Genomic DNA, 20,588 nt, shown 5'->3' with positions numbered 1-20,588 from the left:
AGCGCGGGCAGCGCGGGCAGCGCGGGCAGCGCGGGCAGCGCGGGCAGCGCGGAGGGTCACACCGTTTCCGCGTCGAAGACGGCTTCGAGTTCGCGCCTCAGCCGGTACAGCCCGCGCCGTGCGTGGCTCTTGACGGTGCCCAGCGGCCAGCCCGTGCGCTCGGCGATCTGGCTCTGGCTCAGGTCCTCGTAGAAGGCGAGCCGCAGTACCCGCTGCTGGGCCGAGGCCAGCTTGGCGAATTCGGCGCGCACGACCACCCGGTCCAGGGCGCCCTCGAACCGGTCGTCCGCGGGGGCGGCGAGCGCCGGCGAGGACCCCGCAGCGGCGATCAGTCGGCAGCGGCGGGTGCGCGCGGCCAGCGCGTCGGCGATCCGGTGCCGGGCGATGCCCACGATCCACCCGACGAGCGGACCACGCTCCGGCCGGTAGCCCCGCCGACCGCACCACACCCCGAGAAACACCTGCTGGGTGACGTCCTCGGCCTCCTTCACGTCTCCGAGGGACCGCCAGGCCAGGGTGTGCACCAGAGCCGCCCAGCGCCGGTACACAGCCGCCAGACATGCTTCGTCGCCGGCGAGAAGGCCCCGGACCAGCTCCTCGTCGTCGGGGCACATGGTGGGCGGGCCGACCGGAGCGGTGCACTCGGACATGGTCATGACGAAAACTCCTTGCACGGAACGGATCCGGCGTCGCGATCCGGCGTACGACGGTTCCGCCATCGTCCGAGTCCGGGCCCAGCGCATCAACTCGCATCGATTCTGCGTCGTATAGCGGGTCGTGAATCGTAGAGTCGTCCCATGGACGGCATGACGGATGACAGCGTGACGGCCCGCTCGGAGGCGGCACCCCAGGACGTCGCGACAAGCCTCACCACCGGCACACTGGCCCGCCGGCTGGGTGTGTCACCCACGACGCTGCGCTCCTGGGACCACCGCTACGGCATCGGGCCCGCGATCCGCCCGGACGGCCGGCACCGCCGATGGGCTCCGCACGACGTAGCCGTCCTGGAGACGATGTGCCGGCTCACGTCCGCCGGTGTGCCGCCCGCGGAGGCGGCCCGCGCCGCACGGGAGACCGCGGCCGGGGCGTCGGGCGAGGACCGGGAGCCTGCCGGCGCGCCGGAACCGGCACCCGGCGCGGCCTCCCGCGCTGCGGGCCCGCTGCCGCTGGGCGACGTGCGCCGGGAGTGCAGAGGGCTCGCCCGTGCCGCCGTACGGCTCGACGCGCCCGCCGTGGAGCAGCAGTTGGCCACGGCGGTCGACGCCCACGGTCTCGTGGTCGCCTGGCAGGAGGTGATGCTGCCGACGCTGCATGCCGTGGGCCGGAAATGGGCCTCGTCAGGGGACCGTTACGTCGAGGTGGAGCATCTCCTGTCCTGGCACGTCTCGACCACCCTGCGCCGCTTCGCCGGCCCGGCGGCCCGTTGCGGCGGCGCTTCCGCGCCCGGACCGGTGGTTCTGGCCTGCATGCCCGGCGAACAGCACACGCTGGCGCTGGAGGCGCTGCACGCCGGGCTGAGCCAACGGGGCCTGCCCACCCGGATGTTCGGGTCCGCGGTCCCCGCTGAGGCGCTGACCGCGGCGGTGGACCGGCTCGGCCCGGCGGCCGTCGTCCTGTGGGCACAGGCCCGCTCCACGGCGAGCCTGGCGCTGGCCCGGCGCGTCGCCCGCACCCGGTGGGGTGTGAAGGGCGCCCGGCGCAGTCCCCTGGTGGTGCCGTGCGGCCCCGGCTGGCTCGGCCGATCGGACCCGGGGATGACCTGGCCTCCGTCGCTGAAGGACGCCCTGGACACCCTGGAGGCCCTCTACACGGAGGGCCGGTGAGGTCACCCGCGGTGGCCCGGCGGTGGCTCAGCCGAGACCGCGGGCCCGCTTGAAGCGGTCGAGCCCGTCCGGCAGGCCGACGACCGGGTCCGGGTAGTCGACTGCGGCTCGGTCCAGGCCGCGCAGTTTCCACGGCTCGTGCACCACGGGAGCCTCCAGCGACCGCAGTTCGGGCACCCAGCGGCGCACGTACGCGCCGTCGGGGTCGTACCGCTTGGCCTGGGTGACGGGGTTGAGGACCCGGTTGGGCCGTGAGTCGGTCCCGGTACCGGCCATCCACTGCCAGTTGAGCTGGTTGTTGGCAACGTCACCGTCCACGAGCAGGTCCAGGAAGTACCGGGAGCCGACACGCCAGTCGACGTACAGCGTCTTGGCGAGGAAGCTCGCGGTCAGCAGGCGCCCCCGGTTGTGCATCCAGCCCTCGTAACGCAGCTGGCGCATCGCCGCGTCGACGATCGGGTAGCCGGTGCGGCCCTCCTTCCACGCCTCGACGTCCTCCCGCGCTTCCGCCTCCGATCGCCAACGGTCGTTCCGGGTGCGGTAGTCGGAGACGGCAGCGTCCGGGCGGGCCGCGAGAACCTGACGGTGGAAGTCGCGCCAGGCGAGCTGCCGTACGAAGGCATCGGCGCCCGCTCCGCCCGCCCGGCGGGCCCGGTGGACGAGTTCGACGGAGGAGAGGGTGCCGAAGTGCAGATGCGGGGAGAGCCGGGAGGTGACGTCGCCCGCCAGGTCGTCATGGCCCTCCTCGTACGACGCCAGCTCGTCGCGCAGCCATGCGGTGAGCCGCGTGCGGCCCTCGGTCTCGCCGCCGGCGGCGAGACCCTCCGAGAGGCCCGCCAGTCCGCTGCGGGACGGCAGAGACCCGGATCCGACGCCGTCAGGCACCCGTACCGTGCGTGGCGCCCCGAGCGGCTCCCGCAGCGGCTGCTGCGACCAGTGCCGGAAGTACGGCGTGAAGACGGCGAAGTGGTCCGAGGCTGCCGGGGCCACGGCACCCGGGGCGACGGCGACGTTCACCGTGTCGTGCACGTGCAGCCGTACGCCGTCCGCCTCCAGGGCGCGGCGCAGCCGGTCCTCCCGTCGGCGCGCGTGGCCGCTGACGTCGGTCGCCATGTGCACCTCGTCGGCGCCCGCCTCGGCGGCGACCCGGCACACCTCGCCGACGAGGTCGCCGTGGCGCACGACCAGCCGTCCGCCCCGCTCGCGCAGACCGGCGTCCAGATCGCTCAGGCAGTCGGCGAGGAAGGCCAGCCGGTTGGGCACGGCGAACCCGGCGCCGTCCACCGCCGGGTCCCGCACGAACAGCGGGACGATCTCGCGGCCGTCTTCCAGGGCGGCCCGCAGCGGCGGATGGTCGTGCAGACGCAGGTCGGAGGTGAACAGGACGACTGAGACGTTCATGGTGACCATTTCCGGGTCGGAGCCCGCTTTGGATGCACCCCGGGCGGAACTCTTGTCGCCGACGGCCGCCACTTGCCCTTTCCCTCGATGAACGAAGCGGCTCATATCAGAGTAGATCCACCGACACCATCCGGCTTGCGCCGTTCCCGGTCCGTCTCACCCGCCCGCAGTGAGCCGGATCAGCAGGACAGCGGGCGTGCGCGGCAGTGACACCCGCAGTCCGCCCCCGTCCCAGACCGCCGAACCGGCGGTAGGAACGGACGGGTGCAGGATCTCCGTACGGACCTCCTGGCCCGCCAAGCGCCCCACAGGCAGGCGGAGTTCCGACTCTCCGCCACGGCGCCACACCGAGAGATAGGACGTACGGTCACCCGGCACCCGCATACCCAGGGCCACCCACTCGTCGGTCCAGCCCGGCAGACCGAGCGGCCAGAACGGCACCGCCTCCGTGAGATCGCCGCGGAGCGTCTTGTACACGGCCACCGCGTCCCCCACGAGGGCGAGCTGGTGCTCCGACATCCGGTCAAGGTGGCCGGAGAGATGGATCCGGCCGAGCAGCGCCCCGCCCAGGGTGAAGGTGATCAGGTCGTCGTCGAAGCCGGGCTGCGGGTAGGACCAGACGGCGCCCTGCTCGGGCGGGACCGCGGTCGGTGCGGCGGCGGCGATCGGCGGGCAGAGCAGGGGGTCCTGCTGGTCGCTGGTGGACTGGAGCTGGGTGACGGCCAGCGTGGCCCCGTCCATCCGCATCCCGCCCGAGGCGCAGTTCTCGATCACCAGGCCCGGGTGCCGGTCCAGTACCCCGGAGAGCCAGTCCAGGTACGCCTGGGCGTGGCCGAGCAGCCCGGCTCCGGGCGCGATGTCCCCGGCGGCGCAGGTTCCCGGGTCGACCACGATGTTGTAGTCCAGCTTGAGATAGCCGACGCCCCAGTCGCCGACGATGCGGTCCACCGTCCTGTCGAGGTGCGCGCGGGCTGCCGGGTGTCGCAGGTCCAGCTGGTGGCGGCCCTGCTCGGCGATGCGTACGCCGTCCCGCTGGAAGAATGCCTCCGCCGGGAGTTCGGACGCGACGGGGCTGCGCACGCCCACGACCTCCGGCTCCAGCCACAGCCCGGGCACCATGCCGCGCTCCCTGATCCGGTGCAGGACCGCCTGGATTCCGCCGTCGGGGAAGCGGCGCGGCGAGGGCAGCCACTCGCCGACGCCGTCCCACCAGCCCTCGGTGCTGTCGTCGTACCAGCCGGAGTCGATGCAGAAGTACTCCGACCCGGCCCGGGCGGCGGCATCGATCAGAGGCAGCAGTTTCTCCGTCGTCGGGTCGCCCATCAGGGTGTTCATGTAGTCGTTGAAGACGACCGGCAGTGCGGTGTGGTCCGGGTGCGGGCGGCGTACGGCACGGCGGTAGGAGGTCAGAGCGGCGAAGGCGTCGTCCAGGCCGGAACCGAGGGCCAGGACGCCGGACACAGTGGTGAACTCGGCGCCGGGTGCGAGGCGGACCCGCCATTGGTGCTCCGCGTCCATGGGACCGTTCAGCGCCAGATACGTGCCTTTGTCGCGCTCGCCGAGGTCCCAGCGCCAGCCGGCCGGTGATTCGATCTGCCACAACCAGGCCCGGTCGCCGTCGCGTTCGGTGAGGGCGCCCATCGCAAGGTGCCCGTCGGTGGGCCAGCTGCCGCGTCCGGTCAGGGTCAGCGACGCCCGGCTGTCGTGCTGGTGGACGTCGACGTGGATGTCGCTGACGGTGTCGCGCAGCGGCTCGGTGTGCCAACGGCACTCCGCCAGCCAGTCGTTGCGGGCGCGGTGGACGTCGAGGCCGCCGGGAGAAGGCAGGGCACCGAGCAGCAGACTACTGACGGACTGGACGACGAGGGGTTCCTTCCCGTCGTTGCGGAGGCGGACACGGGAGCGCAGCACGGGCAGTCCGACGGGCGAGGACAGCTCGACGAAGGCGGTCAACGCGCTGACGGCGTCGTGCAGTTCGACGGTCAGGTACGTCCAGCCGTCGGCTTCCCGGATGGTGTGGCCCCGGTGCCGCAGCCGGGCGCCGAAGGCCGTACCGGTGAAGCGGGGACCCGACCAGCCGCTGCCGTTGCCGAGGGCGGTGAGCTCCACGAGGTGGAGGGGTGCGTCCGGGCCGGGTTCGCATGCCGAGGCCCCGGTGGAGGTACTCCCGCTCGTCGGAGGCCGGGAGTCGGGGCGGATCAGCCGGACCAGCCACAGGACCCCGTCGGCGCCGGTGGCGAACTCGGCCTCCAGGGCGCGGTGGCCCCAGACAAAGTGCTGCTCAGTGGTGGTGCGGGGGGTCGTGCCCGCCGAATCCGACGTACCGGTCAACGTCTTCCCCTCCCGATGGCGCCTGCGCCGAAGGTCTGATTCTGCCGCGTGAATTGACGGTTACGGTCTCTTGACGAGCCCCATGTGACCGGTCACAATCCTGGCATGAATGTGACCGGTCACACAAGGCGCTCAGTGAGCATCCGGGATGTCGCGACGGCGGCCGGAGTCTCCTACCAGACCGTCTCCCGGGTGATCAACAACCACCCCAGCGTCAAGCCGTCGACCCGCGACAGAGTGCTCGCCGCCATCGACGAGCTGGGGTTCCGGCGCAACTCCACCGCTCTCGCTCTCGCCAGCGGACGCAGCCGTGCCGTGACCGTGCTCACCTCCAACACCACGCACTACGGCTACGCCTCGATCCTCCAGGGCATCGAGGAGACCGCCCGCGCCGCCGCGTACAGCGTCGGGGTCGGTGTCCTCGAATCGACCGACGAAGCCGACGAGGCCGCCATCGCCGCCCAGGTGCAGCGGGCGGCGGACTCGGGCGGCGGTCTCATCGTGATCGCATACGATCCGGCCGGTGTACGGGCCCTGGGTGCCGTTCCCGCCGAACTGCCGGTCGTCGGCGTGGTCGAGACCCCCGCCAGCCCGCCCGGCGACGACCGTCCCTGGGTGTGGGCCGACGACCGTGAGGCCGCCTACGAGGCGACCCGCCATCTGCTCTCCCTCGGCCACGAAACCGTGCACTACGTCGCCATCCCCTCCAGCACCCGGCGCACCAGCGCCCGGACGACCGGCTGGCAGCAGGCTCTCCGGGAGGCGGGCGCGCCGGAACCCCTTCCGCTGCAGGGGAGTTGGGGCCCGGCGGGCGGTCACACAGCGGGCCTGCAACTCGCGCAGGACACCGACGTCACCGCGATCCTGTGCGGCAACGACGACCTGGCGCTCGGGGTGATCCGCGCCCTCCACGAGGCGGGCCGCCCGGTCCCCGGTGAGGTGAGCGTGGCCGGGTTCGACGACGCCCCGCACTCCGCCTATCTGACCCCGTCGCTGACGACCGTACGCCTGGACTTCACCGGCCTCGGCCGGTCCGCGTTCGCTCTGCTGCACGGTGCGCTGGAGGAGTCCGCGCAGATCGCCCCGCATCCCGTCTCCGTACCGGAACTGGTGGTGCGGGAGAGCTCTGGGCCGCCGCCCGCGCGCGGCTGAACCCGCTCCCGCACCACCCGCGCCGCTCCCCCACTCGCTCCGCCCGCTCGCACCTTCTCAGCCGGACCGCTTCCCGATCCGCCCATCTGAGCCCGTTCGCGAAAGGCACGTCATGACGAGAAGAGCCCTCCCCGCGCTGGCGTTCATATGCGTCGCAGCCCTGTCCGTCACCGCCTGCAGTGACCCGACCGCCGGCGACTCCGGTTCCGCCTCCGACTCGGGCGCCAGGCGGGCGAAGGTCGACCCGACCGCCCGCCTGGACGGCGTGAAGCTGACCATGTGGACCGCGCAGAACACCCTCAACGCGCCGAGGCAGGTCATCGACGCCTTCGAGAAGGCCACCGGAGCCGAGGTCGAGACGCAGGCGATCCCCGACCTGTACGAGCAGAACGTGCCGACCAAGCTCGCCTCGGGCGACAGGCCGGACCTGATGTTCTGGCAGCCGTCCGTCTCCACGCTGCCCTTCATCCAGCCGCAGCAGAACCTCCTCACCCTCGACGGGGAGGAGTGGGTGTCCAAGCTGGGTGACACCGAGACGTCGCTCGGTGTGATCGACGGCAAGCGGTACGCGGCGATCGTCACCAGCCCCGCCATGCTCGGCGTCTACTACAACAAGGACGTCTTCAAGGAGGCCGGGCTGAGCGAGGCCGACTTCCCCACGTCGTACGACGAGTTGCTGGCCCTCGGCAGGACCGTCACGGACAGGACGGACGCGGCCGGGTTCTACGAGGCCGGCGGCGACAAGTGGCCGCTGCAGTGGCAGATGCAGGTCCAGCTCACCGACCTCGACAAGCAGTGGTGGGCCGACCTCAACCAGAACAAGGTGAAGTGGACCGACCCGGTCGTCGTCGGCGCCATCAAGAAGTACAAGGAGAAGCTGCTCGGCGCCGGGCTCGCGCAGAAGAACTACAAGACCGGCACCTTCACCGGGCAGGCAGACTCCCTCTGGAAGGGCGAGTCGGGAATGGTCCTCAACGTCACCTCGTTCCAGAGCCAGTTGCAGGCCAAGTACTCCACGGCCGAGATCGACAGGAAGATCGGCTGGTTCCCGGTCGCCAACTCCTCGGCCACCGGCCTGTACTCGCCCGACCAGACCAACGGCGTGGTCGCCTTCAGGACGGGTGACGAGAAGCGGCAGAACGCCTCCCGGCAGTTCCTGGCCTTCTGGCTCGGCCCGGACTACGCCGACTACATCAACGCGATGAAGATCCCGTCCGTGCAGCCGTCCGTGCCGACCCCTGCCGGCCTTCCCGAGGCGTCGATGGCGCAGGTCAAGTCCCTTCCCACCGCCATCGGTGTCTTCCAGGCCAAGGCGATCGTCGCGCCCGACACCCACCTGTACCTCGCCGACATGCTCTACGGCAAGAAGAGTCCCCAGCAGGTCGCGCAGGCGATCCAGGACCAGTTCGCACAGGTGGCCAAGGCCCAGGCCGCGCCCGGTTTCTAGACCGGCAGCTTCTCGACCGGCTTCTGGATCGCCCGACCCGACCGGCAAGGATTTTCCGATGGCGGACACGGCCATACGCACGCGCACGCGCACGCAGAAACCGGCGCCCGCCAAGGGCCGGGCGGGAAAGGCGGGACGGCTGCCGCGCGCCGCCGTTCATCACCCCTGGTGGTTCGCCCTCCCCGCGATCGTCGTCTTCGCGGCGTTCTTCCTGGTGCCGAACCTGCTCAACTTCTACTACCCGTTCACCAACTGGTCCTCGTACCACCCGGACATCGCCTTCACCGGCCTCGACAACTTCACGACCATCGCCGCCGACGGCTCACTGCTGCGGGCGATCCGCACGACCCTGCTCTACGCCCTGCTGGCAGCGGTCTTCCAGAACGGCTTCGGGCTCGGTCTGGCCCTGCTGCTGGAGGCGGACAGCCGGTTCAACCGGTTCTTCCGCGCGGTCTTCTTCCTGCCCGTGCTCATCTCCGCGCTCGCCACCGGCTACGTCTTCCAGTCCCTGTTCAACCAGGACGGCGCCGTCAACGGCCTCCTGGGCACGGACATCCCGTGGCTCGGCTCGACGTCCTGGACGCTGGTCCTGGTCACCGTCATCCACGGCTGGAAGTGGATGGGCCTGTCCATGCTGATCTATCTCGCCGGTCTCAAGGGCATCCCCGGCGAGATGCTGGAGGCCGCGAAGTGCGACGGCGCCGGGCCGTGGCGGACCTTCTGGTCGGTGCGCTGGCCGATGCTGGCGCCCGCCCTCACCTTCAACGTCACCACGGCGCTGATCGGCTCGATGAACACCTTCGACATCGTGCAGGCCACGACGGGCGGCGGGCCCGCGGGCTCCACGGAGGTCTTCAACATCTACATGTTCCGGATCTTCGGACAGGGCCTGTACGCCCAGGCCTCCGCGATGAGCCTCGTCCTCTTCCTCGTCGTGGTCGCCGTCGCGATCCCCCTCGTCATCGGACTGCGCCGAAGGGAGCAACTCCTGTGAGCACCGCCGTGAACCCCGCATCCGTCGTGCGTCGCGCGTCCGCCGTGAACCCCGCCTGGCGGTACGGCCGTCCGGCGCTCGTCCTGCTGCTCGCCGGGCTCGCCGTCGGCGTACCGTTGTGGCTGGTCGCCGTCACCTCCGCCAAGCCGCAGGCCGAGGCGATCACCCCGAACCTGGACCTGCCACGGCACTGGCAGCAGGGCAGCAACTACGAAGAGGCCGTCAGCCAGGGCGAGATGCTGCACGGCTTCCTCAACTCCCTGCTCGTCGTGGTGCCCTCGGTCGCCCTCGTCCTCATCCTGGGTGCCGGCGCCGCCTGGGTCTTCGCCCGTCGCAAGTCGAAGCTGGTCTCGGCGGCGTACGCGCTCTGCATCAGCGGGCTGCTGCTGCCGCCCGCCGTCATCACCATCGTCATGGAGCTGCGGCAGCTGGGGCTCGCGGGCACCCGGCCCGGGATGATCGCCGTGTACACCGGGATGTACCTGTCGACGTCGATCTTCTTCATGACCGGCTTCATCCGGGCCGTCCCGGTGGAGCTGGAGGAGGCCGCGCGGATGGACGGCGCGTCGCCGCTGCGGATCTTCCGGCAGATCATTCTGCCGCTGCTCAGACCGGTCATCGCCACCGCGACGATCATGGTGACGCTCTACGCCTGGAGCGACATCTTCTACGCCTTCTTCGTCCTCGGCGGCGGAGAGAGGGCGACCCTGCCGCTCAACCTCTACAAGGTCGCCAGTGCCCAGCTCTACCTCAACAACTGGCATCTCGTCTTCGCGTACGTCGTGGTGATGAGCCTGCCCATGGTCGCCATCTTCCTGGTGGCCCAGCGAAAGATCGTGTCCGGAATCACCAGTGGAGCCGTCAAATGACCGGAGGTCCCTCAGCGTGAGCACCCTCACCCCCACCCCCACGCGAGCCCGCACGAGATCCCGAACCGCAACCGTCCTTGCCGCAGCCGTACTTGGAGCAGCCGCCATGGCAGGCACCCTCCCCGCCGCGGGGCCCGCGGCAGCAGCCGACGCGCAGCGCGTCACCGTCGATCTCGCCGCGTCCGAAGGCCCGGTGATGCTCGGTGCCAACGGCACTTTGTACGGGCTCAGCGACGACGGTGTGCCCAGCGACGCGATGCTGGCGCCCTTGAAGATCACCAGCGTCTCGCAGAAGCCGGAGGGCGGTGCCCAGCACCCGAACGGGGACGCGCTCACCGTCTCGAAGTCGTTCTTCCGCAACGGCGGCGGCGAGATCAACGTGATGATGCAGGACATCTACGCGAAGTGGCCTTATGAGGATCTCGGCATCGAGGACTACCTCCCCAAGGTCGACAAGATCGTCAAGGAGGTGGCGGCCGACCCGAACAGCGAGCGCTTCGTCTACATCCCCTTCAACGAGCCCGACCAGATCTGGTACAACCTCGGCACCTCCGACCAGGCGCAGTACGAGATCAATCGAGACCGGTTCTTCAAGGACTGGAAGACGGTGTACGAGCGCATCCGCGCGATCGACCCGGACGCCAGGATCGCCGGCCCGAACGAGTCCGGCTACCACACGCGTCTGCTGACCGACTTCCTCGCCTTCGCCAAGCGGGAGAACGTCCTGCCCCAGATCATGACCTGGCACGAGTTGGACTCCAGCTCACTCAAGAACTTCCAGGGGAACTACGACAACTACCGCTCGATGGAACGCCAACTCGGCATAGCACCCCTGAAGATCAACATCGATGAGTACGCCAACCGCCGCGACCTGTCTGTCCCGGGCCAACTCGCCCAGTGGGTCGCGATGTTCGAGCGGAACAAGGTGTACGCCAACCAGGCCTACTGGGACGCGGCCGGCAACCTCGACGGCAACGTCGTCCGCAGCAACATCCCCAACGGCGGCTGGTGGTTCTTCCGTTGGTACGCGGGTCTGACCGGCGACACGGTCAAGGTGACCCCGCCGCAGGCCAACGCCGTCGACACCCTCCAGGGTCTGGCCTCGTACGACAGGAAGCGCCGCCAGGCGCAGGTCCTGCTCGGCGGCTCGGCCGGTGACGCCGACGTCGTCGTCCGCAACGTCTCCCGATCGGTCTTCGGCCGGACGGTCACCGCGACCGTCGCCGAGGCCGCCTGGTCCGGCTACGAGGGTCAGCATGCGACGCCCCGCGTCCTCGCCCGTACGAAGGTGAAGGTCGCGGCCGACGGCACGGTGACCGTCCCGCTGCGCGGCCTGCACAAGATGTCCGCGTACCGGGTCGTCCTCACCCCCGGCGGTTCCGGCACCCCGGCCGCCGCGTCCGTCCCCTGGTCGGCGTCGTACGAGGCCGAGGACGCGGCCATCACCGACGGCAAGGTCTACACCCAGGGCACGGTCAGCAACGCCAACGGCTACGCGGCCTCCGGGACGAAGGACGTCGGCTCGCTCAGCATGGCCACCAGCAAGGTCGACTTCACGGTGGACGTGCCCAGGGCCGGGACCTACGACCTGGCGATCCTCTACGGCAACCAGTCCGGGACGCCGGCCACGCAGAAGCTCTCGGTCGACGGCCGGGCTCCGGCCACGGTCTCCTATCCCTCGACCGAGAACTGGACCTACCGCGCCAAGAAGGACGTCACCGTCGACCTCCCGGCCGGCCGGCACACCCTGACGCTCGCCAAGGGCGACGCCGAGGTCACCCTCGACCGCGTCGACCTGACCGCCCGCGCCTCCGCCGTGCCCTCGGCGTCGTACGAGGCAACGCTCGCCGACATCAGCGGCCGGCCGTCCTACGACTACTCCTCGTCCGCCGGAGTCGGCACGGGCTCCCTCGGCCTGCGCCCCGGCGACAAGGCGGTCTTCGACGTCTACGCACCGCGCGACGGCTACTACTCGGTGGTGCCGCGATCCTCGGCGCCGGTGCGGCTGGAGCTGCACGGCCAGAAGGTGACGGCGGTGCCGGGCAAGGCTCTGCGGCTGTATCTGGTGGCGGGCAACAACCGCGTCGCGGTGACGGCCAAGAGCGCCTCCGTCCGCTCCCTCGACGTCTCGGGCGCCGGCTCGACGTCCGGCACCCTCTCCTACGAGGGCGCCTCGGCCACCCTGGCGGGCGGCGCCAAGCTCGTCGACTCGGCCTACGCCTCCGCCGGTTCCTCCATCGGGTGGCTCGGCAACAGTGCCGCCAGCACCGCCGAGTTCACGGTGGACGCGCCCAAGTCGGGCCGGTACATGCTGGTCATCAGCTACGCGCACAACGAGCGGCGCGACAACGGCCACTCCTACAACACGGACATCATGTCCCGTACGGCGGAGCTCACGGTGGGGACCGCCGCCCCCCGGACGGTCACCTTCAAGAACACCTGGAGCTGGGACGACTACTGGACGCTGGGCGTCCCCGTCGACCTGAAGGCGGGCTCCAACACGTTGACGTTCGGCAACGCGAGCGCCTGGGCCCCGAACATCGACCGGATCGAACTGGGCCGGGTCATCGGCTAGTCGACCCACTCCGGCACAGGGCCGGGCCGGATCTCGGCGGAGATCCGGCCCGGCTCCACGACCGGCGGCACCATGTGGCCTCCATGACCGACGGCGCCCCCTGGAGCCCTTGACAACCCCCCCGCTACGGATTCGTGGCCAGGGGGTTCAGGAACGTCAGTACGGAGGCGTCCTCTTCGATCAGCGGAGCGAGAACCGCGTTGAAAGGGCCACCGTAGGGGGCGTTCAGGTGTGCCTGGAAGGCTTCCTCGTCCCGGTACACCTCGAAGATCCAGAAGGCACGCGGGGCGGTTGCCCTGGTGTAGACGTCGAAGGTGATGTTGCCTTCTTCCTCGCGCACGATCCGGGCGTAGTCCCCGATCAGGCGGGCGACCTCGTCCTGTGCTCCCTCGCGGGCGGTGAACTCGGCGAGCAGGGTCTTCTTCATGGTCTCGTGTCCTTGTCGGTCGATGGCATCAGGTGTGGGCGCGGAATACGGCCGGTACGTCAACGGGTCGGGCGGTTCCGCCCGGCGCGAGCCGTCCGAACCGTCAGGCTCCGCCGGTGGCCGTGTGCTGCGTCAACTCGTTCAGCCAGGGTGGATTGGGACCGGCGACCGAGCAGGTCAGGGCCGCGACCCCGGCTCCGAACCGGCAGGCCTCCGCGACCTCGTCGAGACCGAGCCCGGTCAGACGGCCACCGAGGAGTCCGCCGGTACCGAGGTGGTGCAGCAGTCCGGCGGTGAAGGAGTCCCCCGCGCCGACGGTGTCGACGACCCGCGTGGCCACCGCGGGCACCCGTAGCCGTTCGCCGTCGAGCGAGGCCAGTGCGCCACCGGCGCCGAGGGTGATCACGACGAGCCGTACCCCCTCGGTATGCCAGATGTCGCACGCCTCCTCCGGCGCGGTGCCCGGCAGGAGCAGTTCCAGGTCGTCCTCGCTCAGCCGCAGGATGTCGGCGAGAGCGCACCAGTGCGTCAGCCGTGCGCGGTAGACCTCGGGGCGCACCAACAGCGGCCTGACGTTGGGGTCGACACTGATGGTGGCCCGCTCGGCCGCCGCCGCCAGGAACTCCTCCACCACCGCTCCGCCGGGCTCACGGACCAGTGCCAGCGATCCGGTGTGCACGCAGGTCGTTTCGGAGAGATCCACCCTCGCCAGTTCCGCCGGGGTCCACTGCCAGTCGGCCGTGTTCTGCGCGTGGAACGAGAACGCGGCCTGCCCGGTGGCGTCCAGTTCCGCCACGGCCAGCGTGCTGGGCTCGGTTGCTGCGACGGCGTACGCCAGGTCGACGCCGGACGCCTCCAGACGGGCCCGGAACAGGCGGCCGAACACGTCGTCGGACAGGCGCGCGAGAAAGCGGGCCGGTGTGCCGAGGCGGGCTAGGGCCACCGCCGTATTCGCAGGTCCGCCGCCCGGCAGCACCCGCAGAGCGAGTTCGTTCGGGGCGCTTGCCGCCGGTTCGGTGAAGGCGTCCGCGACGCACTCCCCCAGAACGGTGATCTGACGCGGGCTCATGGGCTGCTCTTCTCGGAGAGGCTCGGCGCGGGGACGACGGACAAGGACGTTGCCGATTTGTGACGGGTGGAAGGCATTGACGTTGCCGGGATCCGGAGTCCATCATCCTGGCCAGGCAGTGTCAACGATGACATAAGTCAACGATGACACCCCGAGCGGCATGCTCTGACCCCAGCCCCCGTGCCGCCCGCTATCCCACAGGAGTCGATCATGTCTCGCACCACTCGCCAGTCCTCGTCCCTCCTCAGAGTCGCCGCGGTCACGGGCGTCGCGGCACTCACCCTGACGGCCTGCGGGTCTGGATCGGGCTCGTCCAGCTCCGCCTCCGGGTCCGGCGAGGTCAAGGTCGGCCTGATCACCAAGACCGACACCAACCCGTTCTTCGTGAAGATGAAGGAGGGCGCGGAGAAGGCCGCCAAGGAGAACGGCGCCCAACTGTCCACCGCGGCAGGCAAGTTCGACGGGGACAACGCCGGGCAGGTCACCGCGATCGAGAACATGGTCGCCGCCGGGGTGAAGGGCATCCTGATCACGCCGAGCGACTCCAAGGCGATCGTGCCCGCGATCGAGAAGGCCCGCGCCAAGGGCGTTCTGGTGATCGCCCTGGACACCCCGACCGAGCCGCAGAGCGCGGTCGACGCCCTGTTCGCCACCGACAACGTCAAGGCCGGTGAGCTGATCGGCGAGTACGCCAAGGCCGCGATGAAGGGCAAGACGGCGAAGATAGCCGCCCTCGACCTCGCGCCGGGTGTCTCCGTCGGTGTTCAGCGGCACGACGGCTTCCTCAAGGGCTTCGGCGCCGCCGAGAAGGACGTCGCGTGTGCCCAGGACACCGGCGGCGACCAGGCCAAGGGCCAGACGGCGATGGAGAACTGTCTCCAGAAGGAGCCCGACATCAACGTCGTCTACACCATCAACGAACCGGCTGCCCTCGGCGCGTACACGGCGCTGAAGGCCAAGGGCCGGGAGAAGGACGTACTGATCGTCTCCGTCGACGGCGGCTGCACCGGCACCCAGGCCGTCAAGGACGGCAAGATCGCCGCGACGTCGCAGCAGTACCCGCTGAAGATGGCCGCCGAAGGCGTCAAGGCGGTCGTGTTGTACGCCAAGGACGGCAAGAAGGCGTCCGGTTACACCGACACCGGCGTCACGCTGATCACCGACAAGGCGCAGGACGGGGTCACGGCGAAGGACACCGCCTACGGCCTGGAGAACTGCTGGGGCTGAGCAGCCCGAGGACCGTACGACACCGCCCCTCCCCCCAGCGGGGCGGTCGTCCCACCTCCCCGGCCAGGGACGGCCGTCCCCCTTGTCCCGGCGGCACGGGCCGGGCTGAGCGCTGCGTCGCACGTACGGGCGTTCGCCGCAGGCCGGTGAGGGCTGCTCGCGCCCGGCTCCTTCAGAACCGCTCAGTGCCCCGTCCTCCGACAAGGACATCTGTCTTCCGACAAGGACTTCGCATGACAGCCACGACCACGCCGTACTCGGACCTCAAGGCACCGACCACGGCCCGCAGACTGCTCACGGCGCCGACCACCGGCCCCCTGGCCGCCCTCCTCCTGGCCTGCGCCTTCTTCTCCCTCTCGACCGACCAGTTCCTGACCGGCGGGAACTTCTCGCTGATCGTGCAGCAGGTCATGGTCGTGGGCACCCTCGCCATCGGGCAGACCCTGATCATCCTCACCGCGGGCATCGACCTGTCGTGCGGCGCCGTGATGGCGTTCGGCAGCATCGTGATCGCCAAGATGGCCGCCGAGGGCTCACTGCCGCCGCTCCTCGCCATCGCGCTGGGCCTGGCGGTCTGCGGTGGGTTCGGGCTGCTCAACGGGCTGCTGGTGCAGAAGATCCCGCTGCCGCCGTTCATCGTCACCCTCGGCATGCTCAACGTGGCGTTCGCGCTGACCCACATCTACTCCGAGGAGCAGACGGTCACCAACCTGCCCGGCCCGCTCACCGCCCTCGGCGAAACCTTCCCGCTGGGCAACACGGACATCACCTACGGCTCCCTGGTCACCATCGCCCTGTTCCTCCTCCTCGCCTACGCGCTGAGCAACACCGGCTGGGGCCGCCACGTCTACGCCCTGGGCAACAGCGCCGAGGCCGCCCGGCTGAACGGCATCCGCACCTCCCGCCTCACCATCGGCATCTACACCGTGGCCGGCCTGTTGTACGGCATCGCCGCCGTGCTGCTCATCTCCCGCACCGGAGTCGGCGATCCGCAGGCCGGGCAGACCGACAACCTCGACAGCATCACCGCCGTGGTCCTCGGCGGCACCAGCCTCTTCGGCGGACGCGGCTCGGTCCTGGGCACCTTCATCGGCGTCCTCATCGTCGGCGTGTTCCGCAACGGCCTCCAGCTGATGGGCGTCGCCTCCATCTACCAGACCCTGATCACCGGCGTCCTGGTGATCCTCGCGGTGACCGTCGACCAGCTCTCCCGGAAGAAGGCCCGATGACCGCCACCTCCTCCCCCACGCCCGTGCTGCAGGCCCGCGGCCTGGTCAAGCGGTACGGCCAGGTCACCGCCATCGACGGCGCCGACTTCGACCTGCTCCCCGGCGAGGTCCTCGCGGTCATCGGCGACAACGGCGCCGGCAAGACCAGTCTCATCAAGGCCCTCACCGGCGCGGTGGTCCCGGACGCGGGCGAGATTCGCCTGAACGGCAAACCCATCACCTTCTCCGGGCCCCAGAGCGCACGCGCCCACGGCATCGAGACGGTGTACCAGGACCTCGCCGTGGCCGCCTCGATGGACATCGCCTCGAACGTGTTCCTCGGGCGGGAGCTGCGCCGCCCCGGCGTCCTGGGCAGTGTCTTCCGCATGCTCGACAAGAAGCGCATGCGTCAGGAGGCGGCCGAGCACATGGCCGACCTGAAGATCGGCCTGCGTTCGCTGACGCAGTCGGTGGAGACGCTCTCCGGCGGACAGCGGCAGGCCGTCGCGGTCGCCCGGTCCGTCGCCTGGGCGAGCAGCGTCGTGGTCATGGACGAACCCACCGCCGCCCTCGGTGTCAAGGAGTCCGGGCAGGTTCTCGACCTGATCCGCAGAGTCCGGGACAAGGGCATGCCGGTCGTTCTGATCAGCCACAACATGCCGCACGTCTTCGAGATCGCCGACCGGATCCACGTGCACCGCCTGGGCCGGCGCGCCGCCGTGATCAAGCCCTCCGACTACTCCATGGCCGAGGTCGTCGCCATCATGACCGGCGCACTCACCGTCGACGAGGCCGGAGATACTGTCGTTGCGGATTCGGAGGCCGCCAAGGCCGCCGGAGTCCAGGCCACCTGACAGCACAACACCGCTCTCGCAGTTTCCGGCCGAGGCCGCGGCCGGAACCGAGAGCCCTCAGGAGACGGTTTCCTCCATGGCAGCGAACCGCCGCCCCACCCTGGCCGACGTCGCCCGCGAAGTCGGTGTCAGCGCCAAGACGGTCTCCCGAGTCCTCAACGAGGACGGACCCGCCTCCGCGCAGACCAGGCAGCGGGTACTGGCCGCAGTGGCCAAGCTCGGCTTCCAGCCGAACCTCATGGCCCGCAACATCCGCGTCGGCGGGCCGGACACGACCATCGGCCTGGTCATTCCCGACCTCGCCAACCCCTTCTTCGGAGCTGTCGCCCGCGCCATCGAGGACACCGTCCGCGAACGCGGACTGACCCTGCTCATGGGCTCCTCCGCGGACACCCCCGATCGCGAACGCGCCCTGACGGACAAGTTCCTGGCCCGACGCGTCAGCATCCTGATCGTCGTGCCGTCCGTCGGCGCCGACCACTCCCATCTCAAGTCCCACCGCACGGCGGGACTCCCCGTGATCTTCCTCGACCGCCCCGGAGTCGGCCTCGCCACGGACAGCATCGTCAGCTCCAACCGTGCCGGAGCCCATGACGGCGTGGCCCACCTCGTCGCCCACGGACACCGGCGCGTCGGCTTCGTCGGCGACCTTCCCCTGAAGCTGTACACCCGCCGTGAACGTCTGGCAGGCTACCGCTCGGCGCTGCAGGAAGCCGACATCCCCTACGACCGCTCGCTCGTCAGCAACGCCCACGACCAGCAGGGCGCCGAGGCCGCGACCGCCCAGCTGCTCGGCCTGGCCGATCCTCCCACCGCGCTGTTCGCCGGCAACAACATCATGGCGTTGGGCACAGTGGCCGAACTGGCCCGCAGCAAGCGCAAGGATGTCGCCGTCGTCGCCTTCGACGAGGTGGCGCTCGCCGAGGCGCTCGAACCGGCTCTGACGGTCGTCGCCCAGGACGCGGAAGAACTCGGCAGGGCGGCGGCGGCCACCGCTCTGACCCGGCTCGACGGTGACCGCACCCGCGCCCGGACCGTCACCGTCCCCACCCGCCTGATCGTCCGGGGCTCGGGCGAACTCCCCGTCCCCGCACTGCAGGACGCGTGACCTGCGGTCGTCGACCGACCCCACGGCTGGACTGTCTGCGGCGAAGAGCCGGCTGACATCGCCGCTCCTCGGCAGGGCGGCGAGGCGGCCGGCCCCGCCGATGCCTGGCCCGGCCGACGCGTCCGCGTCCCACGGTCAGAAGCGCACGGGGAGACTCAGCAGCCCCCGGGCTCGCATCGAGGGCCGTCGGCGTACTTCGTCCACCGGAACGTCGAGGACCAGCCCGGGGAATCGTTCGAGGAGTGCGGCGAGAGCGATCTCGGTCTCCATCCGGGCCAGGGGCGCACCCAGGCAGTAGTGGATGCCATGGCCGAGGGCGAGGTGGCCGGTGGCGTCGCGCCCGAGGTCGAGCCGGTCGGGATCGGTGAAGCGGCGCGGGTCGCGGTGGGCGGCGGCGAGGGACAGGAGAACGGTCTCGCCGGCCGGAACGGTGATCCCGCCGATGACCACGTCCTCGGTGGGGAAGCGACGGATGGCCAGCGGGACGGGGCCGTCGTAGCGGGCCAACTCCTCGACCGCGCCGGCCAGCCGACCGGGATCGGCGCGGAGCTCGGCCAGTTGGCCGGGGTGGCTGAGCAGGGCCAGAGTGGCGTTGCCGATCAGGTGGACGGTGTTCTCGTATCCGGCGAACAGGACGAGGAAGGCCAGGGACATGAGCTCGTCCTCGCTCAGCCGGTCCTCTTCGTCCCGTACGGCGATCAGCGCGGAGAGCAGGTCGTCGGCGGGGGCGGCCCGTTTGGTGGCGAGGAGCTGGGTGAAGAAGGCCAGCATGGACCGGACCGCCTCCTTCGCCCTGTCCGGTTGTGCGGGGTCCGGGGCCACCAGGGCATCGGTCCAGGCCCGGAAGTCCTGCCGGTCGTGCGGAGCCACGCCCAGCAGCTCGCAGATCACGGTGATCGGCAGCGGCGCCGCGTAGGAGGCGATCAGGTCTGCGCGGCCGTGCGGGGCGATGGTGTCGAGCAGTAAGCCGGCGGTTTTCCTGACGGGTTCACGCAGGAGGGCGACACGGCGCGGGGTGAACGCCCGGGACACCAGTCGCCGGATCCGGGTGTGGTCCGGCGGATCCATGTTCAGCAGGTTCGCGTCGAGCGCGGGCGGCAGCGTGAGCCCGTGATAGCCGCCGGGCCTGGCGTTGCCCTTGTCGAGGGAGAGCCGGGGGTCGGCCAGGGCGTGGCGCACGTCGTGGTAGCGGGTCACGAGCCAGGCCGGAAGCCCGTCCGTTCCGGTGATGCGGTGGACGGGCCCGGCCTCGCGAAGCCGCGCGTACGCACCGTACGGGTCGGCGATCAGCTCGGCAGGGTCAACAAGGGGCGAGTGACTGGGCGTTGTGGTCGACATGGCCTCCACCCTAGACAGCCGGGGGCCTCCGCCCGCAGCCCCGCACCAGCGCTCGGGCCTGCTACTTCTCGCGCCGGCGCACCATCTCGGTGATCCAGACGGGCGCGAACGGAGAGGTGCAGCCCGGGGACGTCGGATAGTCCTTGAGCACCTCCAGGTGTTGGCCGATGGCGATCGCGCGGGCGCGGTGCTCGGCGTGCTCGATCCCGATCTGAGCCAGGCAGTGGTTCATCGCCCACTGCAGGCGATCCGGGGCGCCCTTCATCTCCGCCTCGATGACGTCCAGCAGTCCCGGCAGGTCGAGGCCCTCGGGCTTCTTCGCCACGCGTTCGGTGGTCAGCGCCCAGCCGGCACTCGCGGCCACGGGGTCCGGATCGGCGGACCAGGCGAGGCGCAGCTCTTCGGCGTGCGGGTTCTTCTTCACGACGTAGTTCACGAGCCAGTCGTGCACCTTGGGTGAGCGCGCCTCGCGCACCATGCCGTCCAACTCGTCATGCTCGAACGCCTTCGGGCGGCAGATCAGCAGCGCCAGCAGTCTCGCCGCGGTGTCGTCCGTCGCCCAGAGCCGGCACGCCAGCTCCTGCTGTGTCTTCAGCCGCTTCGCGAGCGCGCGCAGCCTGCCGAGGTTCACACCGTGATCGTCACCGTGTCTCTCGTTCACCGCGCGTGCCTTCGGGTCCTCGAGTGCGGCCAGCTCGGCCATCACCTCGGTCAACGCCGCCTCGGTCACTCCGGCCTCCCGTCCGTCCTGTGCGCGACCCAGCC

17 protein-coding genes are annotated in these 20,588 nt (G+C 70.4%); 10 read left to right on the top strand and 7 right to left on the bottom strand.

Translation table 11 applies throughout. The features are described from left to right. Positions 1-56: 56 nt before the first annotated feature. A complete protein-coding gene (locus tag IEY89_RS33535) occupies positions 57-656 on the bottom strand; it encodes a sigma-70 family RNA polymerase sigma factor (RefSeq protein WP_373287326.1) in 600 nt (199 codons plus the stop codon). A gap of 150 nt (positions 657-806) precedes the next feature. On the opposite strand from IEY89_RS33535, the gene IEY89_RS33530 reads away from it, so the two are divergent. Beyond that, the gene (locus IEY89_RS33530) at positions 807-1,823 is read left to right on the top strand and encodes a MerR family transcriptional regulator (RefSeq protein ID WP_189151309.1); all 1,017 of its coding nucleotides are present in this window, start codon (positions 807-809) and stop codon (positions 1,821-1,823) included. A 27-nt stretch (positions 1,824-1,850) separates the two neighbouring features. On the opposite strand, the gene IEY89_RS33525 is transcribed toward IEY89_RS33530, so the two are convergent. Together IEY89_RS33525 and IEY89_RS33520 are read right to left on the bottom strand one after the other, a co-directional pair. After that, positions 1,851-3,224 carry a cryptochrome/photolyase family protein gene (locus IEY89_RS33525; protein WP_189151299.1) on the bottom strand — a complete coding sequence of 458 codons (1,374 nt, stop codon included), beginning with the start codon at positions 3,222-3,224 and terminating at the stop codon, positions 1,851-1,853. A 156-nt stretch (positions 3,225-3,380) separates the two neighbouring features. Further along, entirely contained in the window at positions 3,381-5,555 is a 2,175-nt protein-coding gene (locus IEY89_RS33520; RefSeq protein WP_189151298.1) for a glycoside hydrolase family 36 protein, read from the bottom strand. Between the two features lie 105 nt (positions 5,556-5,660). On the opposite strand from IEY89_RS33520, the gene IEY89_RS33515 reads away from it, so the two are divergent. The 5 genes from IEY89_RS33515 (at position 5,661) to IEY89_RS33495 (ending at position 12,592) form a co-directional block, all read left to right on the top strand. Then, the gene (locus tag IEY89_RS33515; RefSeq protein ID WP_189151297.1) at positions 5,661-6,707 is read left to right on the top strand and encodes a LacI family DNA-binding transcriptional regulator; all 1,047 of its coding nucleotides are present in this window, start codon (positions 5,661-5,663) and stop codon (positions 6,705-6,707) included. Between the two features lie 112 nt (positions 6,708-6,819). Further along, positions 6,820-8,154 carry an ABC transporter substrate-binding protein gene (locus IEY89_RS33510; RefSeq protein WP_189151296.1) on the top strand — a complete coding sequence of 445 codons (1,335 nt, stop codon included), beginning with the start codon at positions 6,820-6,822 and terminating at the stop codon, positions 8,152-8,154. Positions 8,155-8,212: 58 nt separating this feature from the next. Further along, positions 8,213-9,148 carry a carbohydrate ABC transporter permease gene (locus IEY89_RS33505; RefSeq protein ID WP_189151295.1) on the top strand — a complete coding sequence of 312 codons (936 nt, stop codon included), beginning with the start codon at positions 8,213-8,215 and terminating at the stop codon, positions 9,146-9,148. A 44-nt stretch (positions 9,149-9,192) separates the two neighbouring features. Beyond that, a complete protein-coding gene (locus IEY89_RS33500; protein ID WP_189151308.1) occupies positions 9,193-10,017 on the top strand; it encodes a carbohydrate ABC transporter permease in 825 nt (274 codons plus the stop codon). 106 nt (positions 10,018-10,123) lie between these two features. Next, positions 10,124-12,592, top strand: a complete 2,469-nt coding sequence (locus IEY89_RS33495) for a CBM35 domain-containing protein (RefSeq protein ID WP_189151294.1) — start codon at positions 10,124-10,126, stop codon at positions 12,590-12,592. Between the two features lie 124 nt (positions 12,593-12,716). Here IEY89_RS33495 and IEY89_RS33490 read toward each other — a convergent pair whose 3' ends face one another. Next, complete coding sequence (locus tag IEY89_RS33490; RefSeq protein ID WP_189151293.1) at positions 12,717-13,019, bottom strand: putative quinol monooxygenase; 303 nt, start codon at positions 13,017-13,019, stop codon at positions 12,717-12,719. A gap of 103 nt (positions 13,020-13,122) precedes the next feature. Next, positions 13,123-14,088 carry a carbohydrate kinase family protein gene (locus IEY89_RS33485; protein WP_189151292.1) on the bottom strand — a complete coding sequence of 322 codons (966 nt, stop codon included), beginning with the start codon at positions 14,086-14,088 and terminating at the stop codon, positions 13,123-13,125. Positions 14,089-14,298: 210 nt separating this feature from the next. Between IEY89_RS33485 and IEY89_RS33480 the strand changes: the two genes are divergently transcribed. From IEY89_RS33480 to IEY89_RS33465, 4 genes are all read left to right on the top strand, one after another. Then, positions 14,299-15,315, top strand: coding sequence for a sugar ABC transporter substrate-binding protein (locus tag IEY89_RS33480; RefSeq protein WP_189151291.1), 1,017 nt, complete (start codon positions 14,299-14,301; stop codon positions 15,313-15,315). Between the two features lie 233 nt (positions 15,316-15,548). After that, positions 15,549-16,544, top strand: a complete 996-nt coding sequence (locus tag IEY89_RS33475; RefSeq protein ID WP_189151290.1) for an ABC transporter permease — start codon at positions 15,549-15,551, stop codon at positions 16,542-16,544. Continuing rightward, on the top strand, positions 16,541-17,377 hold the full coding sequence (locus tag IEY89_RS33470) for an ATP-binding cassette domain-containing protein (protein WP_189151289.1): 837 nt from the start codon (positions 16,541-16,543) through the stop codon (positions 17,375-17,377). Before IEY89_RS33475 ends, IEY89_RS33470 begins: the two co-directional genes overlap by 4 nt. A 76-nt stretch (positions 17,378-17,453) precedes the next feature. Further along, positions 17,454-18,485, top strand: a complete 1,032-nt coding sequence (locus IEY89_RS33465; protein WP_189151288.1) for a LacI family DNA-binding transcriptional regulator — start codon at positions 17,454-17,456, stop codon at positions 18,483-18,485. A 135-nt stretch (positions 18,486-18,620) separates the two neighbouring features. Here the strand turns inward: IEY89_RS33465 and IEY89_RS33460 are convergent, their stop codons facing one another. Both IEY89_RS33460 and IEY89_RS33455 read right to left on the bottom strand, forming a co-directional pair. Then, positions 18,621-19,823 (bottom strand): cytochrome P450 family protein, encoded by a 1,203-nt coding sequence (locus tag IEY89_RS33460; protein WP_189151287.1) that lies wholly within the window; start codon positions 19,821-19,823, stop codon positions 18,621-18,623. Between the two features lie 61 nt (positions 19,824-19,884). Further along, a complete protein-coding gene (locus tag IEY89_RS33455; protein WP_189151307.1) occupies positions 19,885-20,526 on the bottom strand; it encodes a DNA alkylation repair protein in 642 nt (213 codons plus the stop codon). Positions 20,527-20,588: the final 62 nt, after the last annotated feature.

The sequence above is a fragment of the Streptomyces lacrimifluminis genome, assembly GCF_014646095.1.
GTDB lineage: Bacteria > Actinomycetota > Actinomycetes > Streptomycetales > Streptomycetaceae > Streptomyces > Streptomyces lacrimifluminis.
This window is presented reverse-complemented; position numbering and strand designations above follow the sequence as displayed.